The sequence below is a fragment of the Arthrobacter zhangbolii genome, from assembly GCF_022869865.1.
Lineage (GTDB): Bacteria > Actinomycetota > Actinomycetes > Actinomycetales > Micrococcaceae > Arthrobacter_B > Arthrobacter_B zhangbolii.
The window spans coordinates 3226316-3249295 of the sequence record NZ_CP094984.1 but is presented as its reverse complement, the minus strand read 5'-3'; the positions used below and the strand labels follow the sequence as shown (position 1 = coordinate 3249295).

22 protein-coding genes and 1 riboswitch are annotated in these 22980 nt (G+C 64.9%); of the genes, 14 read left to right on the top strand and 8 right to left on the bottom strand.

What is annotated here, in order from left to right; translation table 11 throughout:
* Positions 1-78: 78 nt before the first annotated feature.
* Positions 79-759, bottom strand: coding sequence for a DUF3887 domain-containing protein (locus MUK71_RS15170; RefSeq protein WP_227928345.1), 681 nt, complete (start codon positions 757-759; stop codon positions 79-81).
* Positions 760-897: 138 nt separating this feature from the next.
* Positions 898-964: riboswitch (guanidine-III (ykkC-III) riboswitch) on the top strand.
* Positions 965-974: 10 nt separating this feature from the next.
* Between MUK71_RS15170 and MUK71_RS15165 the strand changes: the two genes are divergently transcribed.
* The 4 genes from MUK71_RS15165 (at position 975) to MUK71_RS15150 (ending at position 3321) form a co-directional block, all read left to right on the top strand.
* A complete protein-coding gene (locus MUK71_RS15165) occupies positions 975-1289 on the top strand; it encodes a DMT family transporter (RefSeq protein WP_227928346.1) in 315 nt (104 codons plus the stop codon).
* A gap of 113 nt (positions 1290-1402) precedes the next feature.
* Positions 1403-1612 carry a hypothetical protein gene (locus MUK71_RS15160; RefSeq protein ID WP_227902916.1) on the top strand — a complete coding sequence of 70 codons (210 nt, stop codon included), beginning with the start codon at positions 1403-1405 and terminating at the stop codon, positions 1610-1612.
* 123 nt (positions 1613-1735) lie between these two features.
* A complete protein-coding gene (locus tag MUK71_RS15155) occupies positions 1736-2077 on the top strand; it encodes a YciI family protein (RefSeq protein ID WP_227902915.1) in 342 nt (113 codons plus the stop codon).
* A 98-nt stretch (positions 2078-2175) separates the two neighbouring features.
* The gene (locus tag MUK71_RS15150; RefSeq protein WP_227928349.1) at positions 2176-3321 is read left to right on the top strand and encodes a baeRF2 domain-containing protein; all 1146 of its coding nucleotides are present in this window, start codon (positions 2176-2178) and stop codon (positions 3319-3321) included.
* A gap of 16 nt (positions 3322-3337) precedes the next feature.
* Here MUK71_RS15150 and MUK71_RS15145 read toward each other — a convergent pair whose 3' ends face one another.
* A complete protein-coding gene (locus MUK71_RS15145; protein WP_227928350.1) occupies positions 3338-4192 on the bottom strand; it encodes an aldo/keto reductase in 855 nt (284 codons plus the stop codon).
* Between the two features lie 221 nt (positions 4193-4413).
* Between MUK71_RS15145 and MUK71_RS15140 the strand changes: the two genes are divergently transcribed.
* Positions 4414-5199: a carboxymuconolactone decarboxylase family protein gene (locus MUK71_RS15140; RefSeq protein WP_227928352.1), complete on the top strand. Its 786-nt coding sequence runs from the start codon at positions 4414-4416 to the stop codon at positions 5197-5199.
* A gap of 190 nt (positions 5200-5389) precedes the next feature.
* Positions 5390-6379 carry a lantibiotic dehydratase C-terminal domain-containing protein gene (locus MUK71_RS15135; protein ID WP_227928354.1) on the top strand — a complete coding sequence of 330 codons (990 nt, stop codon included), beginning with the start codon at positions 5390-5392 and terminating at the stop codon, positions 6377-6379.
* A gap of 85 nt (positions 6380-6464) precedes the next feature.
* Here the strand turns inward: MUK71_RS15135 and MUK71_RS15130 are convergent, their stop codons facing one another.
* Together MUK71_RS15130 and MUK71_RS15125 are read right to left on the bottom strand one after the other, a co-directional pair.
* Positions 6465-7181 carry an NADPH-dependent F420 reductase gene (locus tag MUK71_RS15130; RefSeq protein ID WP_227928356.1) on the bottom strand — a complete coding sequence of 239 codons (717 nt, stop codon included), beginning with the start codon at positions 7179-7181 and terminating at the stop codon, positions 6465-6467.
* 104 nt (positions 7182-7285) lie between these two features.
* A complete protein-coding gene (locus tag MUK71_RS15125; protein WP_227928357.1) occupies positions 7286-7924 on the bottom strand; it encodes a class I SAM-dependent methyltransferase in 639 nt (212 codons plus the stop codon).
* A gap of 271 nt (positions 7925-8195) precedes the next feature.
* Here MUK71_RS15125 and MUK71_RS15120 point away from each other — a divergent pair, with 271 nt between their 5' ends.
* Positions 8196-9218, top strand: a complete 1023-nt coding sequence (locus tag MUK71_RS15120; RefSeq protein ID WP_227928358.1) for a zinc-dependent alcohol dehydrogenase family protein — start codon at positions 8196-8198, stop codon at positions 9216-9218.
* Between the two features lie 70 nt (positions 9219-9288).
* Here the strand turns inward: MUK71_RS15120 and MUK71_RS15115 are convergent, their stop codons facing one another.
* Complete coding sequence (locus tag MUK71_RS15115) at positions 9289-9903, bottom strand: MOSC domain-containing protein (RefSeq protein ID WP_227928359.1); 615 nt, start codon at positions 9901-9903, stop codon at positions 9289-9291.
* Between the two features lie 691 nt (positions 9904-10594).
* Between MUK71_RS15115 and MUK71_RS15110 the strand changes: the two genes are divergently transcribed.
* The 3 genes from MUK71_RS15110 to MUK71_RS15095 all read left to right on the top strand — a co-directional run bounded on the left by MUK71_RS15110 (position 10595) and on the right by MUK71_RS15095 (position 13907).
* Positions 10595-11515, top strand: coding sequence for a lantibiotic dehydratase C-terminal domain-containing protein (locus MUK71_RS15110; protein WP_227928360.1), 921 nt, complete (start codon positions 10595-10597; stop codon positions 11513-11515).
* A 387-nt stretch (positions 11516-11902) separates the two neighbouring features.
* A complete protein-coding gene (locus MUK71_RS15100) occupies positions 11903-13096 on the top strand; it encodes a DUF8173 domain-containing protein (protein WP_227928361.1) in 1194 nt (397 codons plus the stop codon).
* Between the two features lie 79 nt (positions 13097-13175).
* Positions 13176-13907 (top strand): AAA family ATPase, encoded by a 732-nt coding sequence (locus MUK71_RS15095; protein WP_227928362.1) that lies wholly within the window; start codon positions 13176-13178, stop codon positions 13905-13907.
* 133 nt (positions 13908-14040) lie between these two features.
* Here MUK71_RS15095 and MUK71_RS15090 read toward each other — a convergent pair whose 3' ends face one another.
* The 3 genes from MUK71_RS15090 to MUK71_RS15080 form a co-directional block, all read right to left on the bottom strand.
* Complete coding sequence (locus MUK71_RS15090) at positions 14041-14688, bottom strand: hypothetical protein (protein WP_227928363.1); 648 nt, start codon at positions 14686-14688, stop codon at positions 14041-14043.
* The gene (locus tag MUK71_RS15085; protein ID WP_227928364.1) at positions 14688-15167 is read right to left on the bottom strand and encodes a hypothetical protein; all 480 of its coding nucleotides are present in this window, start codon (positions 15165-15167) and stop codon (positions 14688-14690) included. The genes MUK71_RS15090 and MUK71_RS15085 overlap by 1 nt, the downstream gene beginning before the upstream one ends.
* Before the next feature lie 306 nt (positions 15168-15473).
* Positions 15474-16553, bottom strand: a complete 1080-nt coding sequence (locus tag MUK71_RS15080) for an alkene reductase (RefSeq protein ID WP_227928365.1) — start codon at positions 16551-16553, stop codon at positions 15474-15476.
* A 718-nt stretch (positions 16554-17271) separates the two neighbouring features.
* On the opposite strand from MUK71_RS15080, the gene MUK71_RS15075 reads away from it, so the two are divergent.
* The 4 genes from MUK71_RS15075 (at position 17272) to hpaE (ending at position 22967) form a co-directional block, all read left to right on the top strand.
* Positions 17272-19095, top strand: coding sequence for an ATP-dependent nuclease (locus tag MUK71_RS15075; RefSeq protein WP_227928505.1), 1824 nt, complete (start codon positions 17272-17274; stop codon positions 19093-19095).
* 82 nt (positions 19096-19177) lie between these two features.
* A complete protein-coding gene (locus MUK71_RS15070; RefSeq protein WP_227928366.1) occupies positions 19178-20653 on the top strand; it encodes a fumarylacetoacetate hydrolase family protein in 1476 nt (491 codons plus the stop codon).
* A 38-nt stretch (positions 20654-20691) separates the two neighbouring features.
* Positions 20692-21372 (top strand): GntR family transcriptional regulator, encoded by a 681-nt coding sequence (locus tag MUK71_RS15065; RefSeq protein WP_244802853.1) that lies wholly within the window; start codon positions 20692-20694, stop codon positions 21370-21372.
* Between the two features lie 77 nt (positions 21373-21449).
* A complete protein-coding gene (gene hpaE, locus MUK71_RS15060; protein WP_227928368.1) occupies positions 21450-22967 on the top strand; it encodes a 5-carboxymethyl-2-hydroxymuconate semialdehyde dehydrogenase in 1518 nt (505 codons plus the stop codon).
* Positions 22968-22980: the final 13 nt, after the last annotated feature.

Here is a 22980-nt window from a genome sequence, read left to right as displayed (position 1 = left end):
GCCGAGGGTTCGGGTGGCCGGGCCGGTGCGGGCCGGATGCCACCGGCCCGTTCGATGGTCCGCGCCGACGCGGCGTTGTCAGAAGGGAAGGTTGGAGGCGCTCATGGGATGGACGATGAGCATTCCGGTGATTTTTCCGGAACCGTTGTAGGCCACCCGGCCAATCCATTCCCCGGCCTCGTGGTTCAGCTGCGTCTGCCCCACCAGCCCGCCGCCCAGCAGCTGGTTGATCTGCTGCAGCACAATGTTGCGGCCGTCTGCGGTCTGGGTGACGGTGTCTGACAGCGACTCCAGGGCCCCGGTCTTCTGCACCACGCCATCCCAGACCTGCATCACCTTTTTCTTGGTGAGCGTGCGCGAACAGGTGAAGGTCATCAGTGCCTTGACCCCGGCGTAGTCGCCCTTGCTGAGCATCCGGAACACCTCTTCGGTGCGTTCCTCGAGATTTACCACGGGCTGGGTCATGAGTTCTCCTCCTGTTTCAAGTGCTGCTGCCGATCCGAACCGTTTGAACGCGGCCTGCCGGGAGATCCCCAGCGCCTCGCCAATGAGCTGCCAGGACACTCCGGCCGCGCGGGCTGCCGCGACGGCGGAGCGCAGGTGCGCCTCGGCGGCCCGTTCAATGCCGACGGCGACGGCGACGGCGGCTGCTGCGTCCGGGGCGCCGTCGTCGTTCTTGTCCGCGCCGGCGGCGAGCCCATGTGCCTGATCCACCAGCCGCTTAAGCTGCGCCAGGGGCTCGGTGTCCGGGGAATCCATGCCCCCAACCTACTGTGGATCGGTGATTTGTCAACCGTTGGATGACAAGCACCGTTTTGTTGGCGGCCGGTCCGGAACCTCCACCGCAACCCGGTTCCGCCCCGAGTTGCCCCCGGCAACCGGGCGTGCGACCGTGGAAGGGAGGCCGCTCCACGGTCTCCCGGACGAGGGGTGCCGTACCCGGTGTGCGACAAGACGGCCCGTGGGAGATTTTTATGTCATGGGTTGTGTTGGTGCTGTCCGGCGTCCTGGAAGCAGTATGGGCCACCGCGCTGGATAAGTCGCAGGGCTTCAGCCGTTTCTGGCCGTCGGCTATTTTCGTTACCGCGCTGGTGGCCAGCATGGCCGGGCTGGCCTTCGCCATGCGGGAACTGCCGCTGGGCACCTCGTATGCCGTGTGGGTGGGGATCGGCGCCACCCTGACCGTCGTTTACGCCATGGCTACGGGCGCGGAGTCGGTGTCCCTGCTGAAAATCCTGTTCCTGGCCATGATTGTGGGCGGCGTGATCGGGTTGAAGTCACTGCACTAGGCCGGTTTGGCGTGATCTCAAAGGACGCGCACGGAGTCGGGTAAAGGGCCGGGGTACGTCCGGCAGGTAGATTCTTAGCTGAGAACCCCAGACCGACCGCCGAAAGAGGAGCAATGTCCGCTTCGAAATCCATCCTTTCCCTGCAGATCATGACGCTGGTCCTGGTGTTGATTGCCTGCGTGATGAACGCGATCGTGGAAAACTGGGTGGCTTTCGGCATCCTGGTGGCAGTTGCGGTGCTGAATGTCATTCACATGGTCCTGTATCGCCGCTCCCGCGCCGGGGATGAGGCCCGGTCTGCCTCGGAGACAGCGGCGGTCTAGGTCTGCGGGTCCGGTGTCCGCCGGGTTTTCTGTACGGGTTTCCGCCCCGCACCCCTCGCCGGGTGTGCTGTTGTCCGCAAGAATGGACGGCACCTGCCAGCTATCCGAGAAGGGTCCGCCGCCATGACTAAGTACCTGATCTCCTTTCCCAGCAGCGCCATGATTGTCCCGCAGCAGGAAATGCAGTCCGTGGCGGACGCCGCCCACGCCGTGACGCAGGAAGCCAAGGACGCCGGCGTCTGGGTGTTCGGCGGCGGCATCGATGAGAGTGTCCCGCCTGTGATGGTCGACGGTGAGGGGACCGTTATTGACGGCACCTATCCGCAGACCCGACAGATCGAGGGCGGCTACACGGTACTGGAAGTACCCACCCGCGAGGCGGCACTGGAATGGGCTGCGAAGTTCGCCGCTGCCTGCCGGTGCGCCCAGGAAGTGCGGGCCTTCGCCTACGATCCTGCCGCCTGACGCCCCACGGTCCGCCCAACCCTTTAACTACCGGCGGAACCGGTGTTAGCTGGAGGAAACTGATTCACCGCAGCAGCCCTTGTGCGAAGGAGATCGACATGACGGAGAAGCTCCACAAATTTGCGGATCTGTATCGGGGACAAGGGCCGTGGTGCGCCGCCTATGTTGACGCCGGTGCCGGCACGGTGGACGCCAAGGAGGCCGCCGAGGTCCGTCCCGGGGATGTCCTCGCAGCGCTGGCCGCGCAGGGGGCACCACCGGAGGACCAGCAGGCGATGGAAACCGCAGTGGATCCTGCCTACGGGCTGCCCGCCCCGATCTCGCGTTTTGTCCTGGTCCGGCAGGGCGGGGTGGAACTGAACGAGCTGCTCCCCGGTCCAATGGTGTCCCCGCAGCAGGTTTCCGTTGACCTGGTGCCGGATCTGCTGCCGCTGCTCAAGCACCGTCCCGAGGAATTCCCGTACATTGTTGCCGACGTATCACGCGAGGGCGGGGAGATCCGGCTGGAATATGTCGGCCGGCCCGGCCCTCCGTCCGTGGAGGACGTCGAAGGTTCCACCGAGGACATCCACAAAGTGTCCGGCGGCATCTGGGGGCAGGACAAGATGCAGCGCCGCACGGAGGAAGTCTGGCGCCGCAACGCGGAGGACATGGCCGAAACGATCGACCGGGTGGTGGACAGCAGCGGCGCCCGGCTGATTGTGCTTGCCGGGGATGTCCGCGCCCGGGGGCTGGTGCAGGAACAGCTGGCGGAGGCGCACAAGCCGCTGGTCAGCATGATCGATTCCGAGCCCCGCCCCGAAGACTCCCACCAGCAGGTTTTCCAGGACCGGGTCCTGGAACGCGTTGCCCTGCAGTGGGCAGCCGAACAGGATCAAATCATGGACCGGCTTGCCCTGCAGGAAGGGCAGGCGAACCCCGAATCGGCCATGGGCGTGGGAGCAGTGGTCACTGCACTGCAGCAGGCGCAGGTGGACGTGCTGATCCTCAACGACAGTGCGCTCGCCGACCGGCAGATGCTGGCCCTGGGCGCCGAGCCCTGGCTTGCCACCGCGGAGGAGCACGCCCTCGGCGCGGAAGTCCTGGGACACGTGTCCGCGCCGTCCGCAATGCTGCGGGCGGCGTCACTGACGGACGCCAGCCTGCTTCTGGTGCCCGACGGCGTGCTGCCCGGCGGTGCCGGCGTCGCCGCGCTGCTGCGCTGGCCCACCGGCCCCGAAGCTCCCGGCGGCCTCTCAACGTAGCGGCGGTCAGTGGCGGCTACTTACCGCTGAACACCGGGAACCGGCTGGACTGGCCGTAGTCGCTGATGCGCAGCCGCCACAGCGTGTTGATGTCCTCGTCGGAGATGGTGAAGTCCACCTGTGCGTTCTCGCGCATATGGTCCGGATTCGCCGTTTTGGGCAGCGGGACCGTGCCCAGCTGCAGGGCATAACGGATGCACAGCTGCGGGACGGTCACCGAGTAGCGTGCAGCCATCTCGGCGACGTCGGCGTTCTCCAGGATCTCTCCGTGGGCGATGGGGGAGTAGGCCTCAATGAGGATGCCCTGCCCGGTGCAGTAGGAGAGAAGATCATCCGGGGTGTTGCCCACGTGGAACAGCACCTGGTTCACCTGCGGGGCCACCGTGCAGACCTCGATGATGTTCTCCACATCGGACTGTTCGAAGTTGGAGACGCCGATGGAGCGGAGCTTGCCCGCCTGCTGCGCTTCTTCCAGCGCCCGCCAGGCCGCCCGGTTTCCCTCCGCGTAGGTGCCGCCTCGCCAGTCGTTCCAGGGCTGGGGCGCGTGGATCAGCATCAGGTCCAGGTACTCCAGGCCCATGGTGGCCAGGGACCCGTCAATGGCGGCCACGGCGTCGTCGTAGTCCTTGATCTCTGCCGCCAGCTTGCTGGAGACAAACAGCTCACCGCGGGGAACCCCGCCGGTGCGCACGCCCTCACCCACCCCGCGCTCGTTGCCGTAGGCCTGGGCGGTGTCAATGTTCCGGTAACCGATCCCGATCGCGTCGCGGACCGCCTGCGCTGCGGCGCCGTCGTCAATAAACCAGGTGCCCAGGCCCAGCTTCGGAATGGGCCGCCCGTCGGTCAGCATGTAGGTCTCGTTCAGGATCATGGTTCCGGCTCCTCGCCGATCGGCGGAACACGCTCTTGACTGCCATGGTCCCGCAGTCTGCGGGGAAGGGGAACGGGCATTGAGGCGGGACGCGGCTCGTCCAGCGAATTCCGGCGCACGCCGGATGGACCCGGCCGGCGGCAGGTTTTTCCCCGGCTGCTGGCGGGCGCCGCGGCGGAGTGCTTGCATGGGAAGGACGGCCCGGGCCTAAGGAGCACACCATGACGGCAGAGGACCCCCGTTCACCGCAGGACACCGAGGCCCGCCGGGAGCAGGCAGAAGCGACGTTTGCCCGGCTCTTCGGGCCGCGTGACCGGGACGTGCACGAGGATGACCCCGAACTGATGGAGATCCTGCGGTGCTTCATTTTCGCCGACGTCTTCGGTACCGGCGTCCTGGATGACCGGACCCGGGAACTGATTACGGTGACCGTTCTTGCCTGCATGCAGACCCTGCCGCAGCTGACGGCCCACACGGCGGGGGCGCTGCACGTAGGCGTCACCCCGGTGCAGATCCGCGAGGCCGTGTACCAGCTGGCGCCCTTTATCGGGTTTCCCCGCACCCTCAACGCGCTGTCCACCATCAACGCCGTGTTCCGGGACCGCGGGATTCCGCTTCCGCTGCCGGCCCAGGGAACGGAGGACGACGACGCCGGGCGCTACCAGCGCGGACTCGCCGAACAGCTGCCCCTGTACGGCACTGAGATCAGGGACAACCTGGCCGATCTGCCCGAGCCCTTCAACGAGGCCCTGCCCCGGTTCCTGACGGAGTTCTGTTTCGGGGACTTCTACACCCGCGGCGGGCTGACGCGTGCGGAGCGGGAACTGCTGGTGCTCTGTGCCCTGGCCACGCTCGGCGACACGGCCGCGCAGCTGGGGCCGCACGGCCGGGCCTGCCTGCAGGTGGGCAATTCCCGGCAGACGGTGGTCGCCGCGCTGGTGCACTGTTTCCCGTACATCGGTTTTCCGCGCACTGTCGCCGCCATCCGGGCCGTCAAGGAGCTCTGAGGCCGGCACTGCCCGGCCACACCCCGACTACCCGTGTGCCCTCCGGCTCAGCCAGCCATAATCGCTATTTCCGCGCAGGAAACGAGTATCGCAGCCCGGTTTCGGTTCACCGGGCACGGCGCAAAGACTCCCGCTCAGGGGGTCTGTTTGTTGCGGGGGAAGCCAAAGGCCAAACAATCTTGGGGATGAAATGAGCCAGACAACGCAAGCACATGCCGTACGGAGAGAACTGCCCGGCCGATCTGCGGGACAGCTGTCAGAGAGCACCCTGTGGTCCATCCTGACCATAGAATCGGCGGCACCTGAACCGGAGCACAGGGACTGGGGGGATGCGGTTATCCGCCGCGTTGCCGTCCCGCTCAGTGCCCAGGCACGCGCCTGGGGCGGGTACCGGTTTGGGTTCACCCGGAACCCGGCCCCGGATCATCCCGCGGTACACCTGCATTTGCGCGCCGCCGAAGTTGTTGTTGGACGTGCGTGGAAGTTTGCCCGGACGCTGGCGGACGGGAATGCTGCAGCGCTGGGACCGGTGAAGCTCTCCACACCGATCGACATTGTTTACCCGCCGCTTCCGGGCGAACCGGTCCCTGAGCTCATGGAAGCCACGTTTGCCCGGTTCGGCGGGGAACACGGCCTGAAACTGGTGGCGGAGGTTTCGGAGTTGTCCGCGGATCTGGCCATGTGGGCGGTGAACCGCTTTCCAGGCCCGAGCATGCGCTCCACGCTGGGGGCCCTGCTGCTCTTCGACGCCGCCCATGCCATGATGCGCGGCCGCCGGTCCGCCCTCTGGCCTGACCGCAGGGCCACCAGCTGGGACTATTACTGGAATGCCCATCTGCAGGCCTGCATAGGAGCCTCCGGTCAGCCCGCAGAGCATGTCCGCAGGGCCATGGTGGCACGGATGGCACCGCGGATTATGCCCATGCACCGGGTGATGGCCGCCCTTGCCTCCGAGCCGGCGGTGGATCTGTGGCGCAAGCGCTGGGGGCAGGCCATCGATCTGTATCTGTACCGGGCGGATAAGCAGCGGGTCAGCCGGAGTGCGCAGCGGCTGACCATGGCTGCGAGCGGGCTGATGCTCAACCGGCTGGGCATTTCCCTCCGCGAAGAGGCAACCCTGGGACTCTATGCGCGCGCGTGGAGCAAGGAGGCCGAAGCGCACTATTCAGGCGAGGGATAACCCATCCCGGATGCCCGCTGGGCCGGCAGTCGGCGGGCATCCGGCAGGGGTCCGCCGGGCCGGACCCGGCGGAAGCCCCTGATGCTTAGAAGACGCGGTCTGCCACGTTCACCCGGCTGGCGGAGGCCAGGGCGGATTCGACCCGGTCGGCCGGCGTCGGCCCGGGAACCGAGCTCAGCAGCTGGTCATCCGGGGTGTTCGGATCTGCGAGGTAGATGCGCGTGTACCCGGCCGATTCCGGCTCGAACCTCCAGCTCTCGGACAGCGGTCCGGCGTCCACGGTGTCATACCCCAGCGCATCGATGATCGCCTGCGCTTCGGCCTTGGCCTGGTCGTCGTCGCCGGCAATCGGGAGTGCGGAGCGGTCCGGGGCTCCGGAGGGGCGGGCCAGCTGCGGCAGGTGGTGGGCCAGGATGTTGTTGAAGGCCTTGACGTAGCGCACGCCGGGCAGCCAGCCGGAGACCAGTTCGCTGGTGGTCACCGTCCCGGCGTCGAGCTCCGCGATGCGACCGTCCCGGGAGGGGTAGTAGTTGCTGGTGTCGAGGACAAACCTGCCCTCCAGCAGCCCTTCCGGCAGCTCTTGCACCGCCTTCAGGGGAATGGAGAGTACGACGGCGTCGCCGAGTTTCGCTGCGTCCTCCACGGTGCCTGCCTGGGCCAGCGGCCCAAATTCGGCGACCAGGTCCTGCAGGGACTCGGGCCCGCGCGAGTTGGCGATGACCACGTTCATTCCGGCCGCAACGGCCAGCCGCGCGACGCCTGAGCCGATGTTTCCGCTTCCAATGATTCCAAGTGTCGGCATTGCGTACCCCTTCGGTGGTGTTCAGTCGGCAACGCCGGTGGGGCGCTGCTCCTTGCAGGGTTCAGCATCCGCGGTGCTGTGAAAATTCCGTCCGGGCAGCCGGGTTAGGTGCGGCGCGTGGCGGAGACGACGACGTCGCGCAGGGTGACCCGGGTGCCGTCCGGCGCGGTCATGGAGCGCGGATGTTCCTCAGCAACGGTGATGTCCCATGCCGCCGGGTCCAGGAGTGCCCGGATGGCTTCGGCCGTCACCGTCGCTTCCTCCGGCGGGTGGTGCCCGTGCGCGGTGGAGGCATCGTCGTCGTGCGCGTGCCCGACAATCAGCAGCGTCCCGCCCGGAGCCACCCACTCGGCGACGCGGGAGTAGAACGCCAGCTGCGGCATCGCCGGGTGGGCGTAGTTGGTGGTGACCAGGTCGAAGCGACGGCTGGGCTCCCAAGCTGTCAGGTCAGCTTCCGTCCACGTCACGCTGCCGGACAGGGTCTGCGCTTCGGCCCGGCGGGCTGCCGTGGCGAGGGCCGACGCAGAAACATCGGCGCCGACCACATCCCAGCCGGCGGCAGCCAGTTCCAGGGCTTCGGCTCCCGTGCCGCAGCCGGCGTCCAGTGCGGTGCCCGCCGGAAGTTCGGCCGCGAGGCGTGCCACGTAGGGGTTGGCGGGCGGCTCGTGGCCCGTGTCCGGATCAGTGTCCGGGGCTTCGTGCCAGTGCTGCTCCCAGTAGTCCTTGTCGAAGCTGTGCGTCATTGTTCCAGCGTAGTGGCCACGGCTGCGCGGCATGGGCTGGATCGACCTCCATGCCGAACACCCGGGCGCCGCGGATCTGGAGGCGGCAAGCGAATCTGCGCGTGGGGTTCGCCCGGCGAAACGATGGTTCCCCGCCGCCCATCCTCCTGCAGCGGGCGCGCCGGCGAAATGGCCCGCCGGTGTTCGCCGTCAAGGTTTTGGACTTCCCGGGGAAGGTGCCGGGTGCTCTGCTGGAAAGTGACAGCACTGGATCCTTCGAAGGAGCACACTCATGCGCGGAGTTGTCATTCATGCCCCCGGAGATATCCGCGTCCAGGACCGGGAGGACCCGCGGATCCTGGAGCCCACGGACGCTGTCATCCAACTCGCCGCAACCTGCATCTGCGGTTCCGACCTCTGGCCGTACCGAGGCATTGAAGAGGTGTCATCCGCTGCGCCGATGGGCCACGAGTACGTGGGAACGGTCACGGAGATCGGGGCCGACGTCCGCACGCTGAAACCCGGGGACTTTGTGGTCGGCTCCTTCTGGGCCTCCGATAACACCTGCGAGATCTGCCGGGCCGGCTACCAGAGCCGCTGCGTGCAGGCCTATCCCATGGGTGCGATCGGCACCCAGGCGCAGTTCGCGCGGATTCCGCTAGCCGACGGCACCCTGGTCGCTACTCCCGGCCAGCCCGACGCCGGCCTGCTGCCTTCGCTGATGGCCGCCTCCGATGTGCTCGGTACCGGCTGGTTCGGTGCCGTGGCGGCACAGGCAGGTCCCGGCAAGACCGTGGCAGTGGTGGGCGACGGCGCCGTCGGGCTCCTTGCCGTTCTGGCCGCACGCCAACTCGGCGCCGAGCGGGTCATCGCCATGAGCAGGCACCCGAAACGGCAGGAAATGGCCCGCCGGTTCGGCGCCACGGACATTGTCGCCGAACGGGGCGACGACGGCGTGGCCGTCATCAAGGACATGACCAACGGGCTCGGCGCGCACTCGGTGGTGGAGGCCGTGGGCACACAGGAGTCGATGATGCAGGCGGTCCGTTCCACCCGTCCCGGCGGGCACATGGGGTTCGTGGGTGTCTCCCACGACGTCGCCCTGCCGGGGCTGGAATTATTCTTCGCCGAAATCAACATGCTTGGCGGCCCGGCGCCGGTCCGCCGGTTCCTGCCCGAATTGATCGAGCTGATCTGGAACCGGAGCATCGATCCGGGTCAGGTCTTTGATCTCACGCTTCCCCTCGAGGATGCCGCGGAAGGCTACCGGGCCATGGATGAGCGCCGGGCGGTGAAAGTGCTGCTGACTCCGTAACGGCGTTTTAGGCGCGGATGCTGTCGGGTTTTGCCCGTCCCGGGTTCCGTCGGTGTCGGCGCCTGGCTGCTCAGACACACCTAAGCCGGCGCTGCGGCCCGTCAGGAACCTCCACGCGGATTTCATCGTCGATGCTTACCATTCCACCGGTCAGGACGATGCCCATCACTCCCGTCTTGCGCACAACTTTTCCGGCGCTGTCGCGGGGCAACACGGCCTTGAGCAGGCCGGGTTGGAAGCGGTCGATCTGCCGGCAGGGGTTCCGCAGGCCGGTTATCTGGACGACGGCGTCGGGTCCGATCCGCAGGAGGGTGCCCTCCGGCAGGTTCAGCAGGTCGATGCCGCGGGTGGTGATGTTTTCCCCGAGGTCGCCGGGACGCACTTCGAAGCCGTCCTGCGCCAGTTCGTCGAACAGTTCCGCCTGGATCAGGTGTACTTGCCGCAGGTTGGGCTCCGCGGGGTGCGACTTCTTCCTGAACACATGCTGCACGGTAGTACCGGAATGAGCGTCTCCGTCGATGCCGAGCCCTTCCACCAGCAGAACCGATTCCAACCGGTCCTTGCTGAAGTTGTGCTTACTGCTTCGGCTGACGGAGAGCACTCTGTATTCCGTCGTCGATGCGCTGCCTGCAGCTTCACTCTGTTGGCTGACAGGTTCGGTCGCTGGATCCAGGCTGGACGTCATGGAACGGATCATTCCATGTTTTGAGGTGGCCTCGCCGGTATTTTCTCTGCAGAATAGTGCCCGGCCGGGCGGGATCGGACCTCTTGACAGCTTCGCGAGGGCTTCGGGCGCCGAACTGACGGCCTCGACGACCGTCCGGGTCCGGTTCTCCGTAGGGACCGCGCAATGGCTCGAGGCTTTCAGGCGCCCAAGGTGGGGCGGATGGGCAACGCCGGTGGCGGGCCAGCCGAACTGCTCTCCTCGCCCCTGAACATTCCCGTGGTCTGATTCGGGACTGGTCTGGTGGAGGATAACTGGCACAGCGACGAGAGCGCCCGGATCGACATCCTCAAAGCCGGAGCCGCCATGCTGGCTTTCCTATGGGAGGAGCTGGGCACCACGGGTAAGTCCGCCTAGAAGGTGCGTCTTGTACTGGTGAGAAACCGGGGAGGTCGGCCGCAGCGCGCCGCCTACCGCAACATTCCATGGTGGCTATGTGCACGCAGAAAAGGAAGCCCCGAGGCAAACGGATGAAGATTTTCAAGAATCTGTATGGACATTCGCTTTTTGGCAACACAGTGTTGGGAACGCATCGTTGGGAGCACACCCGAAGTCAGGACGATCTTTTTTTGGGGATGATATGAACCGCGTAATCCAATCGGACACTGTACATCGAGGAGTACCTGCCCGTCCTCAGCCGCGATCCAGCACCATGCTGTGGTCAATGCTGACCCTTGAGCCGGATCGTGAGGAGGCCGGCGACGATATTGTCCGCCATATTATTGGCCCTCTCTCTTCCCAGCTGCGGGCCGGGGAAGGGGACAGGTTTCGGTTTGTCCGGCGCCTGGAACCCGTTTCCCCCGTCGTGGACCTGCATTTGCGTGCCCCCGAGCATGTCATCGAACGCACCTGGAAGTTTGCGCGTGCACTGGCGGACGAAAACGTAGCCACAGTGGGGGCGGTCAAGATCACCCAGTCGCCTGGCGTTGTTTATCCGCCGCCGGGCGAACCGGTGCCTGAGTTGCTTGAAGCGCCTCTTGCATACTTTGGCGGGTTTAAGGGCTTGGAACTGGCGGCGGAGATTTCCGAGCTGTCATCGACGCTGGCGTTGTGGGCGGTCAACCGTTTCCCCAGCCCCAACATGCGTTCGATGCTGGGTGCCCTGCTTCTCTTCGATACGGGGCACGCAATGATGCGCGGACCCCGGTCCTCTGTTTGGGCCGACCGCAGGACCACTAGCTGGGACTATTTCTGGGACGCTCATCTGCGCACCTGTGTCGGTGCGGCGGGCCCGCATGCCACACAGGTGCGCACAACAATGATGGCTCAGATTGCGCCCAGGGTAGTGCCCGTCCACCGAATAATGGCCGCGTTGGCCGCAGAGACGGCAGTGGAGGTCTGGCGCAAGCGCTGGGCCAGAGCCGTTGACGAGTATTTGTACCGGGCTGACAAGCAGCGCATCAGCCGCAGTGCGCAGCAGCTGGCTACGCGTGTCAGCCAGCTGGCACTCAACCGGCTGGGCTTCCCGTATAGGGAACAGGCGATTCTTGGCCTCTACGCGCGTGCCTGGAGCAAGGACATCGAGTCGCAGTACTTGGGAGAGGACCGCTCGTCGCAGCCGTCAAAGCGCTAATAAACGACGACGGCAGGCCCCCGCATTCCGCGGCAGGCCTGCCGTCGTCGTTTGTTTCAGCCGGGAAACCGGAGCGAGCACCGGGTAGTCCGTGTAGCACGCGGCCAGGTCTTTGACCTCGGGCTTCCCCTCAGGGACGTGGCGGAAAAATACCGGGCCATGAATCAACGCAGGGCGGAGAAGGTATTGCCAACTCCGTAATCATCCTCAGTGCCGCCCAGTCGCCGTCGCCTCTATTGCGCGGCGGACATCTGCAGGACACTGAAGATATTGGCCGCAGGAGCGCGGCGCCGGATACGCAGCGGCTGCCCAGCCGCGGGATGCCGCTGCATCAGCCCTCTGACGAGGAAGAACAGCCGAACACCGTACCCCCGGAAAGGCATTCCGATGAGACTTCCCTCTCTTGCCCGGCGGGCTTTCTCCGCACTTCTAGCCGTCTGCATTCTGGTCCTGGCGACGGGGGCGGCTGCATTCGCCGTGTCCCCGGAGTCCAGCCCGCAGTCCGCACCCTTTGCCGTGGTGAATGACGGCTCCGGGCCGCAGTTTTACAGCGGAGTGAACATCGACGTCCAGGATGACGTGTCCGGTGACGTGTATGTCTCCGGGCAGAGCGTCACCATCAGCGGAAATGTCACGGGGGACGTGATCGCGGCAGCCCAAACGATTTCCATTACCGGCAACGTGGACGGAAACGTGCGGCTCGCCGGGCAGGACGTGACCATCAGCGGTGAGGTTGCGCGCAGCGGAACGATCTTCGCGGCAACCCTCACCGTGACCGATGCCGGGTCATTCGGAGACGACCTGGTGGGCGCCGCCGGTGACATCGCCATCTCCGGTGCGATCGGCCGGGATGTCGAGGTCGGCGTCGGAAACCTCACCATCAACGGCACGGTCGGAGGCAACCTCACGTACAACTCCGACCAGGAGGCAAACATCGCCGCGGATGCGGTCAGCGGCAACGTGGAGCGCATCGCCCCGGAACCCGAGCAGGAGCCCACGGCGGGGGAGAAGTTCGTCGGGTGGCTGCTCGGGCTGCTGTATGCGCTGGTTGCGCTGAGCCTTATCACCGTGCTCGCGGGCTGGCTCTTCCCCCGTTTGCTGCACCGGGTGACCGACAGGCTCCTGCCCCGGCCATGGCTGGCGCTGCTCGTCGGGTTCGTGGCATCAATCGCCGTTCCCCTGGTGGTGGTGCTCCTTCTGGCCACGGTCATCGGGGCGCCCCTGGCCCTGGCGGTCCTGTTGGTCTGGATAACGCTGACGCTCGCCACCTTTGTTGTCGGTGCCTATTTCATTGGCCGGCTCATTTTCCGCGGCAACCAGCATCCGGTGGTGAAGGCGCTGGTCGGCGGCCTGATTCTCATTGTCGCGCTGCATATTCCGTGGCTGAACATCGTTGTATGGCTGGCCATGGTGTTCCTTGGACTGGGTGCCCAGCTGCTGGCAATCTACGACCGGCGTCCCTGGCGGCGGGTTCCGCCCGTATCCGGTGTTGCCGGCGCAACCGGCGCTTCCGGCGCTTCCGGCGTCGAACAGCGAAGGGGCGACGACGGGGACAAGCCCCCAGCCGTCGACTCCGACTGACACGCTCCTGCGTCAACAGCTGAGTGTTGCCACAATACAGGTCCCGGGTTTTGTCACTGCAGCCTGCCAGAATAGCCAGATGTCATCTTCCCGAGGTCTTGACGATCCACGGCTGATCCGCGAAGTCCGGCGCAGGGCGGACGCGGATGTTCCGTCATCCGGCTGGCCCGTTACGGTTCCGGCCGTGGCTGCGGTCCTGGAATCCGGATTGGAGCTTCCACCCGGAGTGACCTTTTTGGTGGGGGAGAACGGCAGCGGCAAATCCACGCTGGTGGAGGCAGTCGCGGCAGCCTACGGCTTGGGGCCGGAGGGCGGAACGGTGCATTCGGCCCACAGCACGCACCAAACCGAATCCCCGCTGAGCAGCTGGATCAGCCTGGTCCGGCAGCCGGGTGCCCCGAAATGGGGCTTCTTCCTTCGGGCGGAAACGATGCACGGGTACTACACCTTCCAGGACCAGGCCGGCGGCGGAAACTTCCATGCCATGAGCCACGGAGAGTCCTTTATGGCCCTTACGGATACCTACCTCAACACCCGCGGGTTTTACTGCCTGGATGAGCCCGAAGCCGCATTGTCCTTCAGTGCCACCCTTGCCCTGATCGGCGTGCTCAGCGATCTCGCAGCGAACGGATCGCAGATTCTGTGTGCCACGCATTCCCCCGTGCTGGCCTCGCTTCCCGGGGCCACCATCTATGAGACAGGCGCCCACGGGATAGCCCGCCGCGAGTGGGATGACCTGGACCTGGTGACTAACTGGAGGTCCTACCTGAACGAGCCCGGCCGTTACCTGCGGCATATCCTCACACCGTGACGCCTGAGACCGGCGGCCGTACGCGGCGGCCGACTGCCCGGAGCTACCGGCGGTAGGGCACCGCATGGCGAGGCGCCCAACGAGGTGGAACGCATCATCTCCAGGCCGCAGGCCTTCTAGTCTGGCAAACTTTTCAGACGTCGGTCTTAGTCGGATCCTTCTTCTCGTCGGAGATGCCTTCCTTACTTTTGGGTGGCTGCAAAAACGCGGGTTTTTCCGTCACGGCCAGATCAGGCTTTTCCGGGTATGGCAGGTCGATTGGCGCCCGCAGACGCTGGTTGCGCTCCTCCTCATTGATGCGCTGCACGGCTGTAGCCACGGGGGTGCTGTGAACCAAATCGCCCATAATTTTGTCGAACTCCCCGAGACCGAAGTCTGACGGGCAGAAAGACGCCCGTACCGTGTACCCGTCGCGGAGCTTCTTGAGGCGGACCACGTCACTTAGGACCAGGCGAAGGCGAGACCCGTCCTCGCCGTCGACAGTAAGGCGACCTTGGCGTACCAACGACGCCAGCTGGGAGGGCCTGATGTCCGGGGCGCTCGGAAAGATCCCGCGAATTCGGACTGTCAGCGAGGCTGCCTCCCCTTCCCGGTACCGGAGTGTGCGCCAACAACGGATGGGCTCAAAAACGATTTCAACACATGCGGCGATAAAGAACGGGATAGGCAGCAGCAGTGGACTAAGGGCCCCCGCAATCAGGAAAATAACAATCATGACAATAAGGTTGGAAGCACGTTGCGTATGCGACGCCATGATGAGGTTGAAGGAAACCGGCTTCATCAGATGCCCTTCAACTGCAGGTCGGCCAGGGCCTCGGCTTCGTAGGCTAGGCGGGTAACGTCCCTGACATAGGTATCGAGGCCGGACTGCGCAAGCGGCGGCGGTACGAGGCTGCCGGTGCGGGGACCGGGTTTCGCCCGACCCAGTTGATGGAGTCTGGCCACGCTGATGCGTTCCAAATCAGCGAGGCGTTCACGGTTCGCTTTCTCTAGGCTGGCCAGCTCAAGCCTGTGCATGGCTTGCTCCAGTTTCTTGGCCGCTGCGTCGATGCGGACCACAAGATCTGCTGCCTTCCGAGCCTGTTCCGATGCTGGTTCAATGCGGTCGGCCAGCCACTGCTGCGTGCCTTCGGCATTCTTCCGGAGTCGTTCGGCCGTGCTGGCCAGCTCAGCTGCTTGCCCGGCCTCCCCGGGGTTTTCTTCTCCGGCTGCCAGCAGGTGGTCGCGGCGTCGGGTGAACCTTTCTACGACGCTCGTCACTTGGAGGAGCTGGGTGGTCAGGGCGTACCTGCACGCCTCTCGTTCGCGGCGCGCATGCTCGGCCTCGGTTCGCGCCTCCTGTAGTCGTGCCAGAGCATCATCTGCAGGCGTGTTTGTCTTTCCCACTTGCCCCCCATGGTTGTATACGCAGATGAGCCTACTGCCTGGCACTCGGTATCCACGTAGTGCGTGTGGCGGCGCAAAGATACATCGCGGCTGAGGCGCCTAAAAGCAAAGTACGTCTGAATCGACGATGACGGCCCCTCCGCATGGTGCGGAGGGGCCGTCATCGTCGTTCTTCCAGGGTTAGGAAACCGGTTCCAGCACCGGGTAGTCCGTGTAGCCGGCGGCGCCGTCGGTGTAGACGTTGGCCTGGTCGATCTCGTTCAGCGGGTGGTCTTCCTGCCAGCGGCGGGCCAGGTCCGGGTTGGCGATGACGGGGCGGCCGACGACGACGGCGTCGGCCAGGTCCTCCTCGAGCAGCATGATGGCGTCCTCGCGGCTGGTGACCGTGCCGAAGCCGGTGTTCATCAGCACCGGGCCACCGAAGCGGTGGCGCAGGTCCTGGACCATTTCGTCCGCCGGGTCGGCGTGCAGGATGGACAGGTAGGCCGGCTTCAGGTCGGCGATGCCGTCCACCAGGGCGGTGTAGGTGGCGGTCACATCGGCGCGGTCGGTTTCCAGCACGCCCTGGATGTTGTGCTCCGGGGAGATGCGGATGCCGGTGTGCTCGGCGCCGACGGCCTCGGCCACGGCACGGAAGGTCTCGATGACCATCCGGGCGCGGTTCTCCGGGGAGCCGCCGTAGTTGTCGGTGCGGGTGTTGGAGACGGGGGAGAGGAACTCCTGCAGCAGGTACCCGTTGGCGCCGTGCAGCTCGACGCCGTCGAACCCTGCCTTCATCGCGTTCCGCGCGGCGGAGACGAAGTCCTGCACGACGCCCGGAAGTTCGGCTTCGGTGAGGGCGTGCGGCACCGGGAAGGGCTGCTTGCCGTCGTAGGTGTGCGCCATGCCCTCGACCGCGATGGCGCTGGGGGCCTGCGGCTGGCGTCCGCCGTTGATGTTCTCGTGCGCGACGCGTCCGGAGTGCATCAGCTGGGCGACGATCCGGCCGCCGGCTTCGTGCACGGCGTCGGTGACGCGCTTCCAGCCGGCCACGTGCTCCTCGGTGACCAGACCGGGCATCAGGGCGTTGCCCTGGCCGGTGAAGGAGGGGTAGATGCCGTCACTGATGATCAGGCCCAGGGAGGCGCGCTGGCGGTAGTGCTCGACCATGATGTCGGTGGGCACGCCGGTGCGGTCGGCGCGCACGCGGGACATCGGTGCCATGACGAGGCGGTTGGGCAGTTCCATGGTGCCGACGGTGAGGGGGGTGAAGAGTTTCAAGTGGGGGTCCTTCGGTTGCTCGCAGCGGGACGTGGGTTCTCCCTGGCTGCAGTTGGTATGCCTAGGGCAACCATGTGGGCTGCGAGGGATATTCCGTGAGCGTCCGAATTCACATGGAGGAAGCCTCAAGGGGTGATTGCTGTGGCGGTCTTTGCTGCGGTTCCGGCGGTGGGCGCGGTGCTGCCTGCTGCTGCGCTGGCGTCGTGGACCCGGGCGTTGTGTGCTGTTGCTGCTCGGCGCGGGCGATCCTGCTGGCAGGTGTGGGGTTTGGCACGTCGGCTCCGGGCGACTACCGGGGCCAGCCCGATGGACTCTTCCGCCCAAGGAAACCCCGTTCGGACCGATCCCCGGCGCCCAGGCCGGGTCGCTGATGCGCCGTCTGGACACCACACTTCGAGCGCTGGTTCCGCTGCTGCTTAGCCTGATCCTGGGGTATGTTCCCAGTCGCTACTTCTGGCGCAGGCTGCTTCCTCGGCTGTGTGCGTTCTTGTAGTGATGCACTCAAATCCGAAGTGGGCCCCTCGATGACGCTCGTACCGATGATACCCACAGCAATGGCTAGGTTGATCCCCATGCACAATCGACCAAAGAATATGCTGCCGGAGTACTTCTAGTGCCCATCCATCCAGAGGGGTTACATTCGACACGCCGTCTTTCGCACTGCCCACCAAGCGCTATAGACCATGTAAGAATTACGACAGGTTCCGAGAGCTTGGAGATGTGGAAATTGAAGTTAGTGCGCTTAGAAATAAGATCCTTCCGTTCCTTTGTGGGCGCCTTTGACGTCCCCTTAGTCTCCGGCATGAATTCCTTTGTTGGACCAAATAACTGCGGAAAATCGAACCTCGTTAGAGCGCTCAAGCTCGCATTAGACCCATCATATGAGTTCAATCCCGACAATGACGTTCCTGGGCAGCTTCGCTATGCCTATCCACACATAATGCTGACATTTAAAATCAAGCCTCGCACCAGTCCCGAGAAAACCTTGATCCGCTACTTGACGGAATACGAAGAGAGCGTCGTAGGTCTCGGGAAACCCACATACGCAGCCAATGGAGAGATACGCCTTGTCGTTAAATACCGGGGCAGTCGCACCACGGGATTGATTAGGCAAGAATATTTCGCGGCGAAAGGCGTGGGTGGGCGCCGCGGCGACCCGAAGCTAAACGAGCAAGCGCTAAAGAAGTTCCGTCAACTCGTTAGATTTGTCTCCGTCGAGAGCGGACAGAGTATTGAAGCGCTTCTCGTTGGCCAATTCCGTGAGATTCTACACTCAGTACTTCGGGAGGAACTCGGCACAGCTTATAGCGACTCAGAAAAAGCTCGCACTGTTTATGAGGAACACCTGCAGCAAAGTCTTCTTGCGCCGATGCGGGACAAAATCCTTCAATTGAGTAAACGTCTCTTTCCTGAGGTTACGGAAGTTGGCCTCATTCCTGCCGTGACCTCTCTGGAGGACACGCTCTCGAATATCGGGATACGACTCACCGATTCCGTGGAGACGGACCTAGCATCAAAGGGAACTGGCGTGGCTGGCGGTGTCCTCATCGCCCTGCTTCGTTATCTGAGTGATGCGAGTAAACAATCTATTATATTCGCTCTTGAAGAACCTGAAGCCTTCCTCCACCCAGCTGCACAACATTCTCTTCGAGACGACCTTGAGGGCCTTGCTGAACGGGATGACGTTACGCTACTGGTCACTTCACATTCACCGTATATCGTCTCCAGATCGCCTGCCGCTCAAGTCGTCGCCTTGGAGAAAACCGTTAAAGATGGCGTTTCGAAGCTCGTCGGTACAGCTCAGGGAAATGAGGAGCATGCCAGCCTTTTGTCGGGTCTTTTTGTTGATTCCGTCATCCCGGAACTCCTTGATCGATACGCTTCTGTTCCATCACGCAGCAGAGTGATCCTGGTCGTGGAGGGAGAAACGGACAAACAGTTCATTGAATTGGCTATCAAGGCTCTGGGGCGGTCCAAGGACTTGGCTGGTCTTACGATCATTCCTTGCAAGGGAGCCTACTCAGTCGCTGCTCAGTCGGTCCTCTTGAGGGCAGAGGCCACGCAGGAAATAGTTGCCCTATTCGATTCAGACGAGGAGGGTAGGGCAGGGCGGAACCTGATGACCGGAAGATTCGGTTTCGACAAGCGCTCCGTGCTGGAATACCTCACTTACGTAGGCCAGCAGGATGCAGAGAGCGAATGGATGTTCCCCGCCGCGCTTATGCAACATTTCGTTGAGCAGCAAGGTGAGGAGATAGTCCTTAAGTCCAAAGCGAAACACGGTGGAGAGTACCGCTACGACTTCACCCCTCGAGGGAAGTATGAATTTCCACTTTGGCTTGAGAGCCATGCCAAGGCTACGGACTACGGTCGGTGGGAGCCCCTGCTGGATGATCTAGTTTCACGAGTGCAGAACACGAGTACCGGTCCATTAGCCGGGCAATCCAGACAGCCCAGAACCGAAACATCCCATCAGGTCTCACGGACGCAGAGACGCCGCACAGCAAACAAAACCAAGGGTGGGAGTCCCACGGTGGCCTAAACCGGCATTTCAACCCCTTGACGTGACCCGCACCACATGTCAACCTGATCATATACGATTTCGTACTTGATCCAGGAGAGACATGGGCAACGACGCCACCACGGACACGCTCAAGCAGGCCGGCAAGGTCATCGCCGTCCACATCAACTACCCCTCACGGGCAGCAGAACGCGGACGCACCCCGGAACAGCCCTCCTACTTCCTCAAGCCCAGCTCCTCCCTGGCCCTGACCGGCGGCAGCGTGGAACGCCCGGCCGGCTGCGAACTGCTCGGCTTCGAAGGCGAAATCGCCCTCGTCATCGGCAAGACCGCCCGCCGCGTCACCGTCGAGGACGCCTGGAGCTACGTCGGGGGAGTGACCGCCAGCAACGACCTGGGCGTGTACGACCTGCGCTGGGCAGACAAGGGCTCCAACCTCCGCTCCAAGGGCGGCGACGGCTTCACCCCCGTGGGCCCCGCCATCCTCAACGCGGCCGACGTCGACCCCGGCAACCTGCGCGTCCGCACCTGGGTCAACGGCGACCTCGCGCAGGACGACACCACCGCAGACCTCCTCTTCCCCTTCGCCCAGCTGGTGGCCGACCTCTCCCAGCTGCTCACCCTGGAACCGGGCGACCTGATCCTCACCGGCACCCCCGCCGGTGCCTCCGTGGCCGTCCCCGGCGACCGCCTCGAAGTCGAAGTGGATGTCCCCGGCACGGAGAAGACCACCGGCCGCCTCGCCACCACCGTCGCCGACGGCACGACGCCGCTCGCCCCCTTCGGCGCGCAGCCGAAGATCGACGACAAGCAGCGCGAAGAGGCCTGGGGCTCCGCCGAAAAGGCCGGCCTCGGCTCGCAGCCGGAAAAGCAGCAAAAGACCCTCACCCCGGAACTGAAGGCCAAGCTGGAATCCGTCGCCACCGCCACCCTGTCTTCGCAGATGCGCGCCCGCGGCCTGAACAACGTCTCCATCGACGGCCTCACCGGCACCCGCACCGGCCGCAAGGTGGTGGGCACCGCCCGCACCCTGCGCTTCGTCCCCAACCGCGAGGACCTCTTCAAGTCCCACGGGGGCGGCTACAACGCGCAGAAACGCGCCATCGACTCCGTGGGCGAGGGTGAAATCCTGGTCATGGAAGCCCGCGGCGAAAAGGGCACCGGCACCCTGGGCGACATCCTCGCCCTGCGCGCCAAGCACAACGGCGCCGCAGCCATCATCACCGACGGCGGCGTGCGCGACTACTCCACCGTGGCCGGCATCGACCTGCCCGTCTACTGCGCCAACCCGCACCCCGCCGTCCTCGGCCGCAGGCACGTCCCCTGGGACACCGACATCACCATTGCCTGCGGCGGCGCCACCGTGCAGCCCGGCGACATCATTGTGGCCGACGACGACGGCATCCTGGTCATCCCGCCGGCCCTCGCCGAGGAGCTGGCGGAGGCCAGCATTCGGCAGGAGCACCAGGAAGAGTTCATCGCGGAAATGGTGAAGGCCGGCCACGCCGTGGACGGGCTCTACCCGATGAACGCGGCCTGGAAGGAAAAGTACGAGGCCTGGGCAACGGAACAGGCATGACCAAAGGACCCATGAGCGCCGCACCCATCAGCGCGGACATGAACGGAACAACAAGCACCGCCACCGGCTCCAAATCGGAGCAGGCCTACACCCAGCTGAAGGAGCGCATCCTCGGCGGCGAGATGAGCCCGGGCTACCGCCTGGTGCTCAGCAGCATCGCCGCGGAGATGGGATTCAGTGTGGTCCCGGTGCGCGAAGCCATCCGGCGGCTGGAAGCCGAAGGCCTGGTGCACTTTGAACGCAATGTGGGTGCGACCGTGGCCGGCATCGACCCGGACCTGTACCTGCACACCATGCAGGCCCTCAGCATCATCGAAGGCGCCGCCACCGCGCTGGCCGCCCCGGAGATCAGTGCGGAGGAACTTGCCCGGGCCAGGGATCTGAATGACCAGATGCGCGAGCTGCTGGCCGCCTTCGACCCGGTCCGCTTCACCGCGCTGAACACCGAATTCCATGCCCTGCTCTACGCCCGCTGCCCCAACCCGCACATCCTGGACCTGGTCCACCGCGGCTGGAACCGGCTGGGCCGCATGCGCTCCTCCGTTTTCCGGTACGTGCCGGACCGGGCCCACGCGTCCGTTGCGGAACACGCGGCGCTGCTGGATTTTATCGAGGCGCATGCCGCTCCGCGCGTCATCGAAGTAGCCGCGCGCACCCACCGCACCAACACCCTCAACGCCTTCCTGGCCCAGGCCAACCAGCCGCCGTCGCCGATCTAACGAGCCCCGATCCAAACGGCCGCTGATCCAACGAGCCAGACCCAAAGACCCCGCCGAATTCGAGACCAGAGGAAACCATGAGCACGCACTTCGTCCCGGAGAACCTGCCCACCCACATCCAGCACTTCATCAACGGCAAGTTTGTGGACTCCATCAACGGCGCCACCTTCGACGTACTGGATCCGGTGACCAACAAGACCTACGCCACCGCCGCCGCCGGGCAGAAGGAAGACATCGACGCCGCTGTCGCCGCCGCCCGCGAAGCCTTCGTCAACGGCCCGTGGCCCAAGATGAAGCCGCGCGAACGCGCCCGCATCCTCAACAAAATTGCCGACGCCGTCGAAGCCCAGGAATCCCGCCTGGCCGAAATGGAAACCTTCGACACCGGCCTGCCCATCACCCAGGCCAAGGGCCAGGCCCTGCGCGCCGCGGAGAACTTCCGCTTCTTCGCGGACCTGATCGTCGCCCAGTTCGACGACGCCATGAAGGTCCCCGGCAGCCAGATCAACTACGTGAACCGCAAGCCCATCGGCGTGGCCGGGCTCATCACCCCGTGGAACACCCCGTTTATGCTCGAGTCCTGGAAGCTCGCCCCGGCCCTGGCCACCGGAAACACCGTGGTGCTCAAGCCGGCCGAATTCACCCCGCTCTCCGCCTCCCTCTGGGCGGACATCTTCACCGAAGCCGGCGTCCCCGCCGGTGTGTTTAACCTGGTCAACGGCCTGGGCGAGGAAGCCGGCGACGCACTGGTCAAGCACCCCGAGGTCCCGCTGATCTCCTTCACCGGCGAAACCACCACTGGGCAGACCATCTTCCGCAACGCCGCGGAACACCTGAAGGGCCTGTCCATGGAGCTGGGCGGCAAGAGCCCCTGCGTCATCTTCGCCGACGCCGATCTGGACGCCGCCATCGACTCCGCCCTGTTCGGCGTCTTCTCCCTCAACGGCGAACGCTGCACCGCCGGCTCCCGCATCCTGGTCGAGCGTCCGGTCTACGACGAGTTCTGCGAACGCTACGCCGCCCGCGCCAAGACCATCGTCGTCGGCGACCCGCATGACCCGAAGACCCAGGTGGGCGCCCTGGTGCACCCCGAGCACTTCAAGAAGGTCGCATCCTACGTGGAGATCGGCAAGACCGAAGGCCGCCTACTGGCCGGCGGCGGCCGCCCCGAAGGCCTGGAAGAGGGCAACTACATTGCCCCCACCGTCTTCGCCGACGTCGCCCCCGACGCCCGGATCTTCCAGGAGGAAATCTTCGGCCCCGTCGTCGCCATCACCCCCTTCGACACCGAAGCCGAAGCGCTGGAACTGGCCAACAACACCAAGTACGGTCTGGCCGCCTACATCTGGACGTCCGACCTCACCCGCGCCCACAACTTCGCGCAGAACACCGAGGCCGGCATGGTCTGGCTCAACAGCCACAACGTCCGCGACCTGCGCACCCCGTTCGGCGGCGTGAAGGCCTCCGGCCTGGGCCACGAGGGCGGCTACCGCTCCATCGACTTCTACACCGACCAGCAGGCCGTGCACATCACCCTGGGCAAGGTCCACACGCCCAAGTTCGGGACCGACGACGCCGCCAAGGTTGACGGCTAAAGAATCCCGGACA